Raw genomic sequence first — 15,294 nt, forward strand, 5'->3', positions numbered from 1 at the left:
GAAGTTGGTGTTAGGATGACAAGGAAAAAGAAGTGGACAATCGCTATAGCGGTTTTGATTGTTTTAGGGCTGTTGCTTAGCATATTTTCCCTAAAGGGAGTCAACCACCATAAGCAGGCAGTCAAGCAGACGACAGTGACTGTAGCAACCTCTGGCGGTCCCAAACCTTTTACTTATACTGATGACAAGGACCAGCTGACAGGGCAGAATATCGAACTGCTCAAGGCAGTTTTTAAAAAGTTGCCCCAATACAAGCTAAAACTCGAGAAGACGGAATTTGATTCAATCTTCTCTGGTCTTAATTCTGGCCGCTATCAGATGGGGGTTAATAATATTGCCAAGAATTCAGAGCGGCAGAAGAACTATCTCTTTTCCGACCCTATGTTCAAGAATGCTTATGTGGTTATCTACAAGTCCGACAGTAAAGAGGCTAAGCAGGCTGATTCTTGGGATGATCTGGCTGGCCATTCAACGGTGGGAGCTACGGGTGTTAATACCTCAACGGCTATCGAAGATTTTAACAAGAAGCATCCTGACAAGAGGATTAATCTAAACTACAGCGAGGAGGATTTATCAAGCCAGCTGCAAGGCGTTGAATCTGGCAAGTACGATTTCTTGCTTATGGATAAACCAATGTTTGAGTACTATCAAAAAGAATTGGGACTCAAGCTGGTCGGTAAACCTGTCACTGGTTCCCTGCAAAAGGAGCTGCTGGCCGAACCTTATAGTTATTTTGTCTTTGCTAAGGATCAAAAACAGCTGCAAAAGGATGTCAACAAGGCTATCAAGGAGGTCATTAAAGACGGTACTTCGAAAAAGATTAATCAAAAATATTTCGGTGAAGACTACTCACCCAGCTACAAGTAGGAGGCGTTTGGTATGACATTTAACTATCAGATTGAAACCGATCCTCAATCAGTTGACTACGGCCAAGTGACAGCTGTCCTGCAAAGTGCTGGTCTCAGTCAATCGGGCAGCCAAGAGCATGAAAAAGCTTTTAAAAACAGCGATATTACCATCTTTATAAAGGACGGTCAAAAGGTGATTGGCGTCGGCCGAGCGCTTACGGACTTTGTTTCTCAAGGGGCCATCTATAACGTGGCTGTTGCTCCCGATTATCAGGGCCAAGGGGTAGGACATGCCATTATTACAGGACTTTTGGAGCGCCTCCAAGGTATCAATGTCATCCTATACACTCATCCGCAGACCCTCAAGCTCTATGAAAAATATGGCTTTCGCCGCAACAAGACGGCCTTTGCGCATTTTGAACACAGCAGTCCGGAAGGCCGTCAGTGGATGGAAGATGAGGGCTTCTTTTTACCCGAAGGCTACCGTTTTGAAAGTGAAGTGGGGAGGTATTAGGATGCCGCTTTTAAAAAAATATTTAAAACAACATGGTGGAGAAATCTTAGACCAGACTTGGCTGGCCTTCACTTTCCAAGAATTGCAGGCCATGGGCTACGGTCAGGATGTACCTGAGTCCTTGGTTGGTCAAATTCCAGAAATTCCAAGGAGGGAAGCCTATGCCAACTAGTTTTGTTGCTAAAGAAGTTGATAAAGAGGGAAATTTCCACCGTCAAAAGACTCAGTTTACCAGACCTTTTGGCATTGGACCAGATCAGTTACCTGTCGAGAAAAATCGTTATCGGCTGTTGGTCTCTTATGCTTGCCCTTGGGCCCATAGGCAGTTGATTGCGCTCAAGTTACTGGGTTTGGAAGATGCTGTCAGTGTCGGAGTCGTAGATCCTATTCGGCCGACAGATGTTAAGCGGACGGACTGGGCTTTCACCTTAGATCCTGATGGTAAGGATCCTGTCTTAGGGATTCACTATCTGAGTGAGATATACTTGAGGACAGACCCTAACTATCAGGGACGTTTTACGGTGCCAGCCCTAGTTGATTTACAAACTGGGCAATTGGTCAATAACGACTTTTACAAACTGCTCAAGATTTGGGAGACTGACTGGCGGCCTTTGCACAAGGAGGGGGCTCCAGGCCTCTATCCGACTGAGCTGGCAAGTGAGATTGACACTCTCAATGAAGTGATTTTTCATGATATCAATAATGGTGTCTATAAGGCGGGCTTCGCGGGCAGCCAGGTTGCTTACGAAGCGGCTTATGACCGACTTTTCGAACGGTTGGATGACTTAGAAGAACGCCTGAGCCATTCTCGATTCTTGTTTGGTGATCAGATTAGAGACACAGATATTCGCCTCTATGTCAGCCTAGCTCGCTTTGATGCTGCTTATTACAACGGCTTTCGCTGCAATCGCAATCGATTGATTGATTTTCCTAACCTCTGGGCCTATGCTAGAGACTTGTACAGTCAGCCTGCTTTTAAGGAAACCACCCATTTCGACCATATTAAAAAGCATTACCATCTCAGTGCTATTGACAATCCGCATCAGATTCTTCCCAAAGGACCAGATACGACGGAGTGGCTAAAACCACAGGATCGTGCGATCAGACGTTACCGTTAGAAAAAGAGGCTATACCTATGACACAACATACGAAACCAATCAAACCCGTTACTCTAAAAATTCGTCCAGTTGAAACGAAGTCAGAAATAGATGAGCGCGGTGCCTTCCAGCGCCAGCCTAATCATTTCACCCGCCCTTTTGGTGATGGTCCTGATGATTTGAAAGCACAGGCTGGCAAATACCGTCTCTTCTGGGCTCGGGGCTGTCACTGGTCCAATCGGGCGTCAATTGTTCGTGAGCTCCTAGGCCTAGAGGACGCTATCTCCATCAATCAAGTCGGCCACACGGACGATCCCGACCGCCGTAAGTATGGCTGGGAATTCGCCTATGATGCTGATGGCAGAGATCCTGTTACTGGTGCCGAGTATCTGGCTGAATTTTACTATCGGGCAGATCCTGACTATGCGGGCCGGACAACAGTTCCTGCCCTGATTGATGTCGATAAGCAGGAAGTCGTCAATAACGACTATCATCGCTTGACCAACTATTTTGAAGTGGCTTTCAAGCCGTTCCAAAAGCCAGATGCGCCTAATCTCTATCCAGAATCCTTGAGAGACGCTATCAATAACTTTAATGATCAGGTCCTTTTTCCCTTTGTTAACAATGGGGTCTATCGAATGATGTTTGCCCAATCCTTGGTGGCCTATCAAGAGGCTTTTGATGACTTTTTTAATACACTGGACATTATTGAAAAGCGGTTGGCCACCCAGCGTTTTCTTTTTGGCGATTATGTCACCGATTCGGATGTCCGTCTCTATGTGACTCTGGCGCGCTTTGATACCCATTATTATCGCAATTTAGGTCCAATCAAGCATCGGATTGTTGATTACCCAAATATCTGGGGTTATGCAAGAGATTTGTATGAAATCCCAGCTTTTAAGAACAATACCTATTTTCACGATATTGCGCGTGGCTGGGATACCAAGAAGGAGAAGCTTTTTGTCGATTTTAACTCCCGCTTTGCTGATGATATAGATTTCGATGCTCAGTGGTCTCAACCACACAATCGGCACTATCTGTCAAAAACGCCAGAGCAAAAATTTTTAATTGATATTGATTAGGTAAGTACAGTCAAGCAGACTGTTCCAGACATGCAAGGTTTTTCGAGGCTGTCGGTCATCCAATATTATTGAAGGAGGATTTTATGTCATCAGATTTTTATGAAAAATTAGCCCAGACCCGCCATTATATCCATGCTCACCCAGAAATTTCGGAACAGGAGTATGAGACAACAGCCTTTCTCAAATCCTATCTGGCAGATTTGGGGATTGAAGCGCTGAATTATCCTCTGAAAACGGGTTTGATTGCTGAGATTGGTTCTGGTCACCCCATTATTGCTCTGCGGGCAGATATTGATGCCCTGCCGATTCAGGAAAATACTGGTCTCGGTTATGCCAGTGACAATGGTGCCATGCACGCCTGCGGTCATGATTTCCATCAGACCAGCCTATTGGGAGCAGCAGAAATCTTGAAGAAGCGTGAAAATGAATTGAAGGGGACTGTTCGTCTGATCTTTCAACCAGCTGAGGAAAACTTCCAAGGCGCCTATCAGGTGATTGAGGCTGGCGGCCTCGATGATGTTTCGGCCATCATTGGCTATCATAATTATCCTCATCTTAAGCCCGGTCAGCTGGGCTTAAAAACGGGTGCCATCATGGCAGGTGTCGAACAGTTTGAAGTGACTGTTGAGGGAGTCTCCTCCCATGCCGCACGGCCGGATTTGGGTGTGGATACAGTTTTAGCGGTAACGACTATGGTCAATAATCTCCAAGCTATTGTTGCTAGAACAGTCTCTCCCTTTGACTCAGCTGTTCTGTCTGTTACCCATATTGATGTTGGAACGACTTGGAATGTTCTGCCAGCCAAGGGTTTCTTTGAAGGGACTATACGAACGTTTGCCCCCCAAGTTCGCTTGGATGTTATTGAAAAATTTGAGCGGGTAGTGTATACGACTGCCGAACAATTTGGTGCTCAGGTAGCTATCAAATGGGGGAATTCGCCTAAAGTGACTTTCAATGATAAAACTATTACACCGCTAATCATTGAGCATTCCAAATCTTTTGCAGAAGTGGTTGAAACCCTGCCATCGACTGGTGGAGAGGACTTTGCGGCCTATCAGGAACGGATTCCCGGTGTCTTTGCCCTTATTGGCTCCAATGGTGAAGCAGAGGCACCCGACTGGCACCACGATGACTTTGTTGTCAAAGACGAAGCCCTGTCTGTTGCTGTCCATTACTTTGTTGAATCGGCTTTTAAGCTGTTGGCGTATTATCAGGTCAATTAACCGATATAAAATAGCATAGAAAAAGGGTGTGGAGAGAACCAAAAATTGAAAATTTGGTTCTCTCCACGCCCTAGTTTTCAAGGTGGTGACCTGAAACGGTCTCTGGGGAGAAGAGCGTTTTTGATACTTGCTTTGCAAGCTTTATTCCCGATTAAAAAGGTCTGGGGAAACCTTTCTACCCCCACAGGTCAAAAAGTCTGAGGGGACCCTTTGAGGTTGGCAATAAGATGAATGTGTTCGTTACATTCATTTAGATTTTTCACTTTGACCTTGTGGCAAAAGGAAAACCAGCTAACCGCTGCGCCAAGAATTAATTTTAAAACAGGAATGCTGGACGAGTTTTTATACGAAAACTACAAAGAATGCAAAAATTCCCTCCCTATGATATAATCAAAGCGAAAAAAATTATATTTAGACTACTAGCTCGTCCCTAGTAGTCTTTTTCTGTGCTAAAAATTCAGAATAAGTCATCTGTCCTTTTAAGAGGATATAGGCTATTTTTAATAATTGATGTGCTAGGGCAATTGTTGCTTTCTGTGGACCACGCCGATTTTGAATCTGATAAAATCGTTCCACTAAGGGACTTCCTTTTTGATTCCTAGCGGCAAAAGCGGCTTGACATAAGCATTTTTTCAAATAGGAATTACCATGTCGAATCTTGGTACTGCGTTTCTTGCCAGCACTCTCATTATTACCAGGACAAAGTCCTGCCCAAGAGGCTAAATGTCCAGCAGTTGGAAACTGGCTCATGTCAACACCAACCTCAGAAATGATGACAGAAGCTGTAATCACATCGATACCAGGAATAGAATCCAAAACTTCTACTTGTTTCTCGTATTGTGATAGATAGCTATTGATTCGCTCTTCCAACAACTCAATCTGCTTCTGATAAAAATCATAAATCTCCAAGGACTGCTTTAACATAAAGCAATGATGGTCAGAGAAATAACCATCCAAAGCTTCCAGAAGTTGTGGCACTTTCTTCTTCAAGGTGGTATAAACTGATTGATGGACAATGCGAGGAGTAATAGGCGTCTTATCAATCAATAGTTGAAGGAGATGACGACCAGAAGCACCCATAATATCTTCGATATACGTCGTTATCTTAATGCCGCCTGACTGAAGAATTTTATGAATACGATTGGTTTCACGATTACGGCTTTCCACATAATGTTTTCGTTGTCTGGTCAACTCTCTCAATTCTTGGATGGTTTCATCGGGAACGAAACTCCGAGGAAGCAGACCAATCCGTGTTAATTTAGCAATCCAGTGAGCATCTTTCTTATCGGTTTTCTGACCCGGAATGGCCTTCATGTGAGCTGGTTGAGCGAGTATCAACTCGAAGTCATCACATAGAGCATGCCAGACAGGTCGCCAATAAACACCGGTGCTTTCCAGACCAACGGCTTCCACATGAAATTGTCTAAGAAAATCGTGGCAAGCACGTAGGCCTTTAGTTGTTGTATCAAAAGTTGCCATCTCACGCTTTGGACGAGTTGAGGTGAGTGACCCATGTAAAATACAAACAACAATATTGGCTTGATGGACATCAATACCTGCACAAGATTGATAGAGAACATCCATGACAATTCCCTCCTTCCTAAAATAAGAGAGCTTATCTACCGAATTTTAGTCGTATTTTTATACTCATGCTTATCGCATATTTTGGGGTGCTCGTCAGTAGAGTGGATCAGTTTTGCCCTCGATTACTAGAATCATTAACTCGTCAACCACAAAGCCCTCACTAAGATTATACACCTAGTGAGGGCTGTGTGTCCGTTTTCATTATTCTGTGGGTGAGGGCGGAGCCATCATGGATGTCTTGCCCAGCCTCCTTTTGATGCTAAAATGCTTCTATTAAAATTGTCCCGATGTCGGTAGGTTGAAATTCTTCAAACTTGCCAGATAGATAGAACCACCGATAATAGCAAGGATACCGCCGATCCATCCAAAGAAAGGGATGAGAGAGATGGCACCGCCAACAATAAGCAGAACGCTTGGTGCTGCCGAAACACGATTGTCATCTTTATAATAAACGGCTCCGACGATACCGAGGATGAGGACAGCCAATTTGACGATGTAAATAAAAATCGTCACCAAAATTGTTACTGTTGGGACATCGCTCTCAACTTCAGCACCTGCAGCACCAATGATAAACAAAATGGCAAAGAGGAGGAAGATACCAGCGACAAGACCAACGATTCCATTAATCGTGGCCAGTGTTTTAGTTTTTGTATTAGTATTCATGTAAAATTCCTTTCTAGTCATCATTATAAGGGTATTTGAGGGCTCTGTCAATATCACTTGACAGATTCCAGTTCCCTTGTGCTGCGCAAATTTCCTCCTTGCGACCGAAGCTTTTTAGAGCTTGAGGTCGCTTTTTTTGCTTTTTTAAGCTAAAATATTAGAAGAAATAGAACGAAAGAAATTGATGATGACGCAGAAAATTGGAATTGGAAGAGCTCACAGCAAGATTATTTTAATCGGTGAGCATTCAGTGGTATATGGCTATTCAGCTATTGCACTTCCTCTCAAAAATATTGAAGTGGTCTGTCAGGTGCAGGCTTCCGAAGCCCCCTTGACTATTAACATTGACGACCCTCTGTCTACAGCGGTTTTGGCCGCATTGGAATTTTTGGACCGCTCGGATCAAAATATTTCAGTCAAGATCGAGTCTAATGTTCCTGCTAAGCGGGGGATGGGGTCGTCAGCAGCAGTAGCCATCGCAGCTATTCGGGCGGTTTTTGATTATTTTGATCAGCCCCTATCTATTTTAGATTTGGAAATGCTGGCCAATCAAGCGGAAATTATTGCCCATGAAAATCCCAGCGGTCTGGACGCTAAGACGTGTCTCAGTGACACAGCGATTAAGTTCATTCGCAATCTGGGTTTTTCAGAAATGGCTATTGATCTGGGTGCCTGTCTGGTGATTGCCGATACAGGAATTCACGGGCATACCAGAGAGGCTGTAGCCAAGGTTCGTGAGTTGGAAGAGAAAGCCTTGCCTTATTTGCATCATTTGGGGAACTTAGCCAATGCTATCGAGGTTGGGATTCTGGCTAAAGACCTCAGCGTTATCGGCCAGGCTATGAACCGCGCCCATCAAGAATTGGATCGGCTGGGGGTTTCTAGCCCAGAGGCCAACCATCTGGTCCAAGTTGCTCAAAGCCGAGGAGCTATGGGAGCTAAGATGTCTGGCGGTGGTCTGGGCGGCTGTATTATTGCCCTCTGCCGTAATCAAGAGCAGGCTGACACTCTAGCCTTAGAACTCGAAAAAGAAGGAGCCGTAAACACGTGGATAGAAAATCTGTAAGTGTAAAATCCTATGCCAACATTGCTATTGTTAAGTATTGGGGGAAAGCTGATGCGGAGAAGATGATACCAGCGACCAGCAGTATCTCGCTGACCTTGGAAAATATGTACACCAAGACCGACCTGTCCTTTTTACCCGAGGGAGCTCGAGGCGATGAATTTTATATCGGCGGAGTCCTGCAAAGCCCGCAGGAACATGCTAAGATGACTACGATTATTGACTTTTTCCGCAAGGAGGGTCAGCCCTTTGTCAAGATTGAAACCAGCAATAATATGCCAACAGCAGCAGGACTTTCCTCAAGTTCCAGCGGCCTTTCGGCCTTGGTCAAGGCCTGCAACCAGCTCTTTGACTTTGGTCTCAGTCAAAAGGAACTAGCTCAGTATGCCAAGTTTGCTTCTGGCTCCTCGGCACGGTCCTTCTTTGGACCGCTGTCTGCTTGGGACAAGGACTCGGGTGAAATTTACCAGGTCAAGACCGATTTGGATTTGGCCATGATTATGCTGGTGCTCAATGATCAGCCCAAGACGATTTCCAGCCGAGAAGGGATGAAACGCTGTGCAGAAACGTCGAGCGATTTTCAAGACTGGGTAGAGCAGTCGGTCCTTGATTATCAGGCCATGCTGGGCTACCTGACTGCTAATGATTTTTCCAAGGTTGGCCAATTGGCAGAAGAAAATGCTCTGAGAATGCATGCGACGACAAGGTCAGCCCATCCGCCTTTTTCTTATTTGACAGAAGAATCCTATCAGGCTATGGATTTCGTTAGAAGTCTGCGTGAGCAGGGATATGATTGTTATTTCACCATGGATGCAGGACCTAATGTTAAGGTTCTCTGTCAGACCAAAGATTTGGATAGGCTGGCTCAAATTTTGGGGCAGCATTACCGCACCATTGTATCAAAGACCAAGGACCCAGCCCATGACTAAGTATGCTGTTAAAACTGGTGGCAAGCTCTATCTGGCCGGTGAATACGCTATCTTGACACCTGGCCAGCAGGCCTTGATTAAAAACATTCCCATTTATCTAACGGGGGAAATCGAGACAGCAAGAGACTATCAGCTCTATTCGGATATGTTTGACTATGCGGTTGGTTTGGAAACAGATGATAACTACAGCTTGATTCAGGAAACTATCGCAGTTGTTCACGACTTTATTAAGAGTCAGGGGCTCGAGCCTCATCCCTTTCGTCTGTCTATCACAGGCAAGCTCGAAAAAGATGGCAAGAAGTTTGGCATTGGCTCCAGCGGCAGTGTGACCATCTTAGTCGTTAAGGCTTTAGCTGCTTTTTATGAACAGGACTGGTCAGTTGATTTGATTTTTAAATTAGCGACCTATATTCTTCTTAAGCGTGGCGATAACGGTTCGATGGGGGACTTGGCCTGTATTGCCTATGAGGATTTGGTCCTCTTTAAAGCTTTTGACCGAGCTCAGGTACGTTCTTGGATTGCAGAGGAAAGTCTGGTGGACGTTCTGGCTAAAGATTGGGGCTACCAGATTGAGATCATTAAACCTGCTCTCGCTGTTGACTTCCTCGTCGGCTGGACTGGTCAGCCTGCAATTTCCAAGGATATGATTAAGCACGTTAAATCAGCCATCACTGCTGATTTTTTAGAGCAAACACAAGCAGCTGTCAAGACTGCAGCCAGTGGTCTGGAAACTGGGAATAAGGAGCTTATCAAGACGTCCTTGCAAGGAGCCAGTCATCTGCTGAAGGAATTGCACCCTGCCATCTATACCGAGGAACTTTTGGTTTTAGAAGGAGCGGTACAAGATTTAGATGCTGTCGCCAAGTCTTCAGGTTCAGGCGGAGGCGATTGTGGTATTGCCCTATCATTCAATTCAGATGACAGTCAAAAACTTATAGAAAGGTGGCAGGTAGCTGGTATTGAGCTACTATTTTGCCAAGAATCTTTATGACAAATCGAAAAGACCAGCACATCAAGCACGCTCTGGCCTATCAGTCCCCCTACAATAGTTTTGATGACATTGAGCTGATTCAGTCTTCCTTGCCCAAGTATGATTTGGCGGAGATTGATCTGAAAACTCATTTTGCTGGACGGGACTGGGATTTTCCTTTTTATATCAATGCCATGACTGGTGGTTCTGCCAAGGCTAAGGCCGTCAACCAAAAACTTGCCCAAGTGGCGGCGGCTTGTGGTCTGCTTTTTATCACGGGTTCCTATAGCCCGGCCCTGAAAAATCCTAGTGATGATTCTTATGCTGTCCGGTCAGCTGCTCCCGATGTTCTTTTGGGAACCAATATCGGCCTTGATAAGCCTGTTGAATTGGGACAAAAGGCTGTGGAAGCCATGCAGCCCTTACTTTTGCAGCTTCATGTCAATCTCATGCAGGAATTGCTGATGCCAGAAGGGGAGCGAGCATTTAAATCTTGGCGGACTAATCTAGCCGATTATGCCCAAACTATTTCGGTGCCGCTCGTTCTCAAAGAAGTTGGCTTTGGAATGGATAAGAAGGCTGTTCAAGCCGGTCTTGATTTGGGGCTTAAGACCTTTGACATCTCAGGACGCGGCGGCACCAGTTTTGCCTATATTGAGAATCAGCGAGCCGAGCAGGACCGATCCTATCTGAACACTTGGGGCCAATCTACGGTCCAAACCCTCTTAAATCTAGGTGACCTTAGAGAGCAAGCTGAAATTTTGGCCAGCGGTGGGGTTAGAAATCCTCTGGATATGGTTAAAGCCTTGGTCCTGGGAGCCAGAGCAGTCGGCCTTTCTCGAACCATGCTTGAGCTCGTTGAGCGCTACCCTCTGGATAAGGCCATCGCTATCGTCAATGGCTGGAAGGAGGACCTGCGGCTGCTGATGTGTGCCCTTAATTGTCGTACTATTGCTGATTTGAGACAGGTTGATTATTTGCTCTATGGCAAATTGGCTCAGGCTAACTCTTGAATTCAGAGGCTAGCAGAAAAGTCAGAATCTTTGACCTCTGGGCTAAAAAGTTTTAGACTAGAGGCAAAGGAGATGATCTCATGATTGAAATGACCTTTAGAGATGCCTATGATATTGAACGTCAGCAGAGCTTTGAAAATCCGAGTGATTTTATCCGAGTTCTTATGGGCTGTTCAACTGTACCGGAGTACTATCCCGTTAAGAGTGTCACTTACAAGGGAAAAGATCTTGATTTTCATGGAACTTACGGTGAACTCTTTCCAACCTTTGTCGATTTTGATTGGTCGGCTTACGAAGGAGTTTAGACTTATCCATATAGAAAAAGAGCTAACGATTTTCTCGTTAGCTCTTTTGAGTGCTCTGTATTTAAAGCATACAGTAAACAATAGCAATATATTGCAGGGCCGATGCCAGCAGGATAAAAAGATGCCAGATCATGTGGTCGTAAGGACGTTTACGGGAATAGAAGAAGGCACCTATTGTATAAGAAAGGCCGCCTGCTAACATGAGACTCCAAAAAAGCGGGCCAGTCTTGGTGATGATGGCTGGGATGATGAAAATAACCAACCACCCCATGAGTAGGTAGAGCAAGAGACTAAACTTCTCATTGATGACTTTAGCAAAAATCTTATACAGAATGCCAAAGATGGTGGTCCCCCATTGGAGGACGATAATGAGATAGCCTAACCAGCCACCAACCAAGGAGAGGGCCACGGGAGTGTAGGAGCCAGCAATGGCAATATAGATCATGCTGTGGTCAATAATTCGCAGGACATACTTCTGCGGTGAGGCATACTGCATGGAGTGGTAGATGGTCGAGGACATGAACATGAGAAAGAGGCTGATGACGAAGACCGACATGCCAACCGCTGCCTTAAGTCCAAAGACTTGATAGCTGTAAGAAGCCGTAATCGGTAACAGGACCAGCATAGCTGCCGAACCGACAGCGTGGGTTACAGCATTGGCGACTTCTTCACCGAAAGTTAATTGTTTACTGAGTTTTAGAGTTGCTGTGTTCATGGTGATCTCCTTGAAGATTTTCGGCAAGTTTATGAGTATAGTGGTAGAGTTTCAGAGTTTGACAGGCCGAGACAATCAATTCAGGAATGTCTTGCTCCTTTTCTTCATTCATACAGGCGACAAAGGCGTCATAGCATGCCTGCGACTGATCGTTAGCTGTTAGTTGTTCCAAAACTTGACTGAGCTCCTGAATAGAAAAGACAGGCTTAAAAGTCGTGATAGCAATCAGACGGGCCAGCTGCTTGCGACTGTATTTTTTCTTGACAGGCTTTTCGACCAGACCGTGCTTGACATAATTGTTAATCATAGAAGCCGTCAGTCCCTTGTCTGTTGCTGTTGCTAACGGCTTAGTGACTTGATTGACGTAGAGCAGGACCTGATCTAAGTAGAGGTCCAGCTGGGGCAAATCAGTCCATTTAGGATAAGTGCTTGTCATTTGTTTAACTACTCCCTGTCATCTAGTCTTGATAACTAGATTATACATTTATAAAAAACGAAGGTCAACTAAAAAGTGTGCAAATGATTTTTTAATAGCCATTTAAAATTATGCAGAGGAGCTTTCTGTTATAATAGGTATAAAAATTGGAGGTGTTCTAATGAAATCTAGCAAAGATAAGCGGTTTAAGAAGATATTCTCAGAAAGGGCCGCGATGAATAACATTACTGAGATTTGGATTGATTGCAAGACAGGTGTCAACTATCTATGGCACAGTGCTAGCTCCGGCGGTGGTTTGACGCCTCTCTTGGATAAGGACGGCCAGCCGGTCGTCACACCCGTAGAAGATGGAGATTCTGCCTACTAGTGAATAAGGTCTTTGAAAAATGTCTGAGCATGAGAGGCCGAGGAATTTGTTGGATGATAAAAAGCACTGACTGCTTTATCTTTTGCGTTAGCCAGAACAGAATGAAAAGTGACTCATTATTAGGATGGGAGTGGGGTCAACTCAAAAATTGAAAATTTTAGTTCTCACCACGATCTAATTTTACGGTGGTGACCTGAAACGGTCTCTCTCAAGACCGTTTTTGACACTTGCTTTGCAAGCTCCATTTCCCGATTAAAAAGGTCTCCCAGACCTTTTTAACCCACCCCCGCATACTCTCAAAGGGGGTGGGGAGCTTTTGAGGTTGGAAATAAGATGAACGATGTCCATCACATTTGTTTTTCCGCTTTGGTCTTGTGGCAGCAGAAAAACCAGCCAGCAGTGGAGTCTGGGACAAACAGCCATGATAGCTTAGCCCTCACCCACAAAGCATTGTAATCTCTGAAGATTACGTATAAAAAGTCCAGCCTCGCCAGAATATGAGAGCTTTATGTTATTTCGATCTTCAACCTTAAACAGATTTGCCTAGTCCGCTATTTTATGTTATATTTTGATGACAACAGCTTTTGCATAAAGGATTGGGACATGAAAAAACGTTACATTACTGGTTTTGACGGCTTGCGAACCATCGGTCTCTTGGCCGTCATTTTTTACCATATTTATCCAGCAATTTTCAAGGGAGGCTATCTTGGCGTCGCGCTCTTCTTTGTACTATCGGGGTATTTGATTACTGATCTGTTGCTGAGAGAGTACGAAGCGACTGGCAAGATTACTGTTAAGGCTTTTCTTTTGCGGCGTTTTAAGCGGCTCTACCCCAATATGATTGCCGTTATGCTTTTGAGCACAGTTTATATGTACTTTTTCCAGCCCAATCTGCTCAATGGCATGCGTCATGTCTTCTTATCCAGTTTTTTCTCGGTTAATAACTGGTGGCAGATTGCTAAAGGGGGGTCTTATTTTGCTAAGTTACTAGCTGAGGCACCGTTTGAGCATTTTTACAGTCTGTCTATCGAAGGGCAATTCTATCTTTTTTGGCCCTTGATTATTATTGTTCTCATGCGTATTTTCCGCAAAAACAGAACGCTTATTTTTAATGTCCTTGATATTATTTTGCTGCTTTCCTTCGTGGAAATGTCTCTGCTTTACAAGGCCCATGTGGACCCGACAAGGATTTACTATGGAACAGATACGCGGCTCTTTTCGATTCTGATGGGGGCAGCTCTGGCCTTTATCTATCCCAGCGACAAGGTTGAAAAGATTAAACTCTCCAGTTGGGACCGTCAAATCTTCAATGGTATGGGCATCATTACTCTGGTAGTCTTGACCATTTGTTTCTTTGCTCTGCCTGACCAAGAATGGTTCACTTATCGCGGTGGTATGTGGCTCTTTTCCTTTCTCAGCTGTGTCCTGATTGCCATTATCGTTCACCCCAAATTATCGGCCAACAAGTGGCTGTCTAATCCCGTGACCAGCTATCTGGGGACGCGTTCTTATGGGATGTACCTCTGGCAGATTCCAGTTCTGACCTTTGCAGAATTAAAATTGCCTAATCCCAAGTCGCCTCTATCGGTTCTGATTGCGCTAGTTCTGGTTGTCCTGTTGACGGAGATCACTTATCGATTGGTAGAAGTTCCTCTGCGACGCATCACTTGGCAGCAGATTAAGAGCTTTTATCAAGATAAGCGCCATGCTTGGACTTCCCTTGTCAAATGGCCTATCACGCTCTTCGTTTCTTTGGCGGTAGTCGGTGCTCTCTTCTTAGTCTTTACGGCTCCAGACAAGACCTCTGCTCAAAACAAGATTACTGACCACCTCAAACAAAATGAAGCCAAGATGAAGCAGCAGGGACAGGCACAGCAGGCACCTGGGACGCCAGCAGACCCTGCTATTCTCAATAAGTATGGAATTAGCCAGGAAGAGTACGACATTGTCAACCAAAAGAAGGTTGGCATTCTGGGTGATTCTATGATTGCTATGACTTACGATGATTTGCAGGAAGTTTTTCCCAATGCCTTCTTTGATGGGGCGATCGGTCGTAAGCCTCAGCATACTCTAGAGATGGTTCAAGAGGCAGTAGCCAATCATCCTGACTTAGATACCTTGGTTATTGGTATTGGCATTAACCGGGATGAAAACGGCGGAACCCTGACAGCAGACCAGATTGATCAGGTCATGCAGGCTGCAGGTGGTCGGCAGGTTTACTGGATTAATATCAATTTGGAAAAATCCCAATACTACTGGACCAATGATGTTAACCAAGTGTTGACGGCTGCGGATCAAAAGTATGATAACCTACATATTGTTGATTGGTATGCCACCTCTCATGATAAGGAAGGTCAGTTATTGAGCGAGGATATGACCCACCCTAACGAGCAAGGAGCTGTTGCCTATACCAAGGTGATTGCAGATACTATCTCGAAATAGCATTTTTAAGAGGCTCATTGTCAAGTGTAGTGGGTGACTTATA

17 protein-coding genes are annotated in these 15,294 nt (G+C 44.9%); 13 read left to right on the forward strand and 4 right to left on the reverse strand.

Features of this window, described 5'->3' with window-relative positions:
* Window positions 1-15: 15 nt before the first annotated feature.
* From ACFSN5_RS04610 to ACFSN5_RS04635, 6 genes are all read left to right on the forward strand, one after another.
* Window positions 16-867 carry a transporter substrate-binding domain-containing protein gene (locus tag ACFSN5_RS04610; RefSeq protein WP_165213068.1) on the forward strand — a complete coding sequence of 284 codons (852 nt, stop codon included), beginning with the start codon at window positions 16-18 and terminating at the stop codon, window positions 865-867.
* A 12-nt stretch (window positions 868-879) separates the two neighbouring features.
* Window positions 880-1,362: a GNAT family N-acetyltransferase gene (locus tag ACFSN5_RS04615; RefSeq protein ID WP_165213070.1), complete on the forward strand. Its 483-nt coding sequence runs from the start codon at window positions 880-882 to the stop codon at window positions 1,360-1,362.
* A gap of 1 nt (window position 1,363) precedes the next feature.
* Window positions 1,364-1,534 carry a hypothetical protein gene (locus ACFSN5_RS04620; RefSeq protein WP_165213072.1) on the forward strand — a complete coding sequence of 57 codons (171 nt, stop codon included), beginning with the start codon at window positions 1,364-1,366 and terminating at the stop codon, window positions 1,532-1,534.
* Window positions 1,524-2,480 (forward strand): glutathione S-transferase family protein, encoded by a 957-nt coding sequence (locus ACFSN5_RS04625; protein ID WP_165213074.1) that lies wholly within the window; start codon window positions 1,524-1,526, stop codon window positions 2,478-2,480. Before ACFSN5_RS04620 ends, ACFSN5_RS04625 begins: the two co-directional genes overlap by 11 nt.
* A gap of 17 nt (window positions 2,481-2,497) precedes the next feature.
* On the forward strand, window positions 2,498-3,541 hold the full coding sequence (locus tag ACFSN5_RS04630; RefSeq protein WP_165213076.1) for a glutathione S-transferase C-terminal domain-containing protein: 1,044 nt from the start codon (window positions 2,498-2,500) through the stop codon (window positions 3,539-3,541).
* An 83-nt stretch (window positions 3,542-3,624) separates the two neighbouring features.
* The gene (locus ACFSN5_RS04635; RefSeq protein WP_165213078.1) at window positions 3,625-4,764 is read left to right on the forward strand and encodes an amidohydrolase; all 1,140 of its coding nucleotides are present in this window, start codon (window positions 3,625-3,627) and stop codon (window positions 4,762-4,764) included.
* 411 nt (window positions 4,765-5,175) lie between these two features.
* Here the strand turns inward: ACFSN5_RS04635 and ACFSN5_RS04640 are convergent, their stop codons facing one another.
* Window positions 5,176-6,348, reverse strand: coding sequence for an IS110 family transposase (locus ACFSN5_RS04640; protein ID WP_398600534.1), 1,173 nt, complete (start codon window positions 6,346-6,348; stop codon window positions 5,176-5,178).
* Between the two features lie 273 nt (window positions 6,349-6,621).
* Complete coding sequence (locus ACFSN5_RS04645) at window positions 6,622-7,011, reverse strand: hypothetical protein (RefSeq protein WP_165329246.1); 390 nt, start codon at window positions 7,009-7,011, stop codon at window positions 6,622-6,624.
* Window positions 7,012-7,198: 187 nt separating this feature from the next.
* On the opposite strand from ACFSN5_RS04645, the gene mvk reads away from it, so the two are divergent.
* The 5 genes from mvk (at window position 7,199) to ACFSN5_RS04670 (ending at window position 11,291) form a co-directional block, all read left to right on the forward strand.
* Window positions 7,199-8,077: a mevalonate kinase gene (gene mvk / locus ACFSN5_RS04650; protein WP_346773313.1), complete on the forward strand. Its 879-nt coding sequence runs from the start codon at window positions 7,199-7,201 to the stop codon at window positions 8,075-8,077.
* Window positions 8,059-9,003: a diphosphomevalonate decarboxylase gene (gene mvaD / locus ACFSN5_RS04655; RefSeq protein ID WP_165329248.1), complete on the forward strand. Its 945-nt coding sequence runs from the start codon at window positions 8,059-8,061 to the stop codon at window positions 9,001-9,003. The genes mvk and mvaD overlap by 19 nt, the downstream gene beginning before the upstream one ends.
* Window positions 8,996-9,994 carry a phosphomevalonate kinase gene (locus ACFSN5_RS04660; RefSeq protein ID WP_165211289.1) on the forward strand — a complete coding sequence of 333 codons (999 nt, stop codon included), beginning with the start codon at window positions 8,996-8,998 and terminating at the stop codon, window positions 9,992-9,994. Before mvaD ends, ACFSN5_RS04660 begins: the two co-directional genes overlap by 8 nt.
* A complete protein-coding gene (gene fni / locus ACFSN5_RS04665) occupies window positions 9,991-10,986 on the forward strand; it encodes a type 2 isopentenyl-diphosphate Delta-isomerase (RefSeq protein WP_165211286.1) in 996 nt (331 codons plus the stop codon). The genes ACFSN5_RS04660 and fni overlap by 4 nt, the downstream gene beginning before the upstream one ends.
* 80 nt (window positions 10,987-11,066) lie before the next feature.
* Complete coding sequence (locus ACFSN5_RS04670; RefSeq protein WP_165211283.1) at window positions 11,067-11,291, forward strand: DUF4649 family protein; 225 nt, start codon at window positions 11,067-11,069, stop codon at window positions 11,289-11,291.
* A gap of 61 nt (window positions 11,292-11,352) precedes the next feature.
* Here ACFSN5_RS04670 and ACFSN5_RS04675 read toward each other — a convergent pair whose 3' ends face one another.
* Entirely contained in the window at window positions 11,353-12,006 is a 654-nt protein-coding gene (locus ACFSN5_RS04675) for a PAQR family membrane homeostasis protein TrhA (protein WP_165211280.1), read from the reverse strand.
* Window positions 11,978-12,442: a DUF1836 domain-containing protein gene (locus tag ACFSN5_RS04680; RefSeq protein ID WP_004225821.1), complete on the reverse strand. Its 465-nt coding sequence runs from the start codon at window positions 12,440-12,442 to the stop codon at window positions 11,978-11,980. The genes ACFSN5_RS04675 and ACFSN5_RS04680 overlap by 29 nt, the downstream gene beginning before the upstream one ends.
* A 160-nt stretch (window positions 12,443-12,602) precedes the next feature.
* Here ACFSN5_RS04680 and ACFSN5_RS04685 point away from each other — a divergent pair, with 160 nt between their 5' ends.
* Window positions 12,603-12,809: a DUF6440 family protein gene (locus ACFSN5_RS04685; RefSeq protein ID WP_165211277.1), complete on the forward strand. Its 207-nt coding sequence runs from the start codon at window positions 12,603-12,605 to the stop codon at window positions 12,807-12,809.
* 603 nt (window positions 12,810-13,412) lie between these two features.
* Window positions 13,413-15,251 (forward strand): acyltransferase family protein, encoded by a 1,839-nt coding sequence (locus tag ACFSN5_RS04690; protein WP_165211274.1) that lies wholly within the window; start codon window positions 13,413-13,415, stop codon window positions 15,249-15,251.
* Window positions 15,252-15,294: the final 43 nt, after the last annotated feature.

Origin of the sequence: Streptococcus tangpeifui (assembly GCF_044503215.1) — a bacterium.
Classification (GTDB): domain Bacteria; phylum Bacillota; class Bacilli; order Lactobacillales; family Streptococcaceae; genus Streptococcus; species Streptococcus tangpeifui.

Coding starts and splice junctions, on each gene's coding strand:
- ACFSN5_RS04645 (WP_165329246.1), bottom strand. CDS start 7,011: ATGAATACTAATACAAAAACTAAAACACTGGCCACGATTAATGGAATC.
- ACFSN5_RS04635 (WP_165213078.1), top strand. CDS start 3,625: ATGTCATCAGATTTTTATGAAAAATTAGCCCAGACCCGCCATTATATC.
- ACFSN5_RS04620 (WP_165213072.1), top strand. CDS start 1,364: ATGCCGCTTTTAAAAAAATATTTAAAACAACATGGTGGAGAAATCTTA.
- ACFSN5_RS04660 (WP_165211289.1), top strand. CDS start 8,996: ATGACTAAGTATGCTGTTAAAACTGGTGGCAAGCTCTATCTGGCCGGT.
- ACFSN5_RS04615 (WP_165213070.1), top strand. CDS start 880: ATGACATTTAACTATCAGATTGAAACCGATCCTCAATCAGTTGACTAC.
- mvk (WP_346773313.1), top strand. CDS start 7,199: ATGACGCAGAAAATTGGAATTGGAAGAGCTCACAGCAAGATTATTTTA.
- ACFSN5_RS04680 (WP_004225821.1), bottom strand. CDS start 12,442: ATGACAAGCACTTATCCTAAATGGACTGATTTGCCCCAGCTGGACCTC.
- fni (WP_165211286.1), top strand. CDS start 9,991: ATGACAAATCGAAAAGACCAGCACATCAAGCACGCTCTGGCCTATCAG.
- ACFSN5_RS04630 (WP_165213076.1), top strand. CDS start 2,498: ATGACACAACATACGAAACCAATCAAACCCGTTACTCTAAAAATTCGT.
- ACFSN5_RS04610 (WP_165213068.1), top strand. CDS start 16: ATGACAAGGAAAAAGAAGTGGACAATCGCTATAGCGGTTTTGATTGTT.
- ACFSN5_RS04690 (WP_165211274.1), top strand. CDS start 13,413: ATGAAAAAACGTTACATTACTGGTTTTGACGGCTTGCGAACCATCGGT.
- ACFSN5_RS04640 (WP_398600534.1), bottom strand. CDS start 6,348: ATGGATGTTCTCTATCAATCTTGTGCAGGTATTGATGTCCATCAAGCC.
- ACFSN5_RS04685 (WP_165211277.1), top strand. CDS start 12,603: ATGAAATCTAGCAAAGATAAGCGGTTTAAGAAGATATTCTCAGAAAGG.
- ACFSN5_RS04670 (WP_165211283.1), top strand. CDS start 11,067: ATGATTGAAATGACCTTTAGAGATGCCTATGATATTGAACGTCAGCAG.
- ACFSN5_RS04625 (WP_165213074.1), top strand. CDS start 1,524: ATGCCAACTAGTTTTGTTGCTAAAGAAGTTGATAAAGAGGGAAATTTC.
- ACFSN5_RS04675 (WP_165211280.1), bottom strand. CDS start 12,006: ATGAACACAGCAACTCTAAAACTCAGTAAACAATTAACTTTCGGTGAA.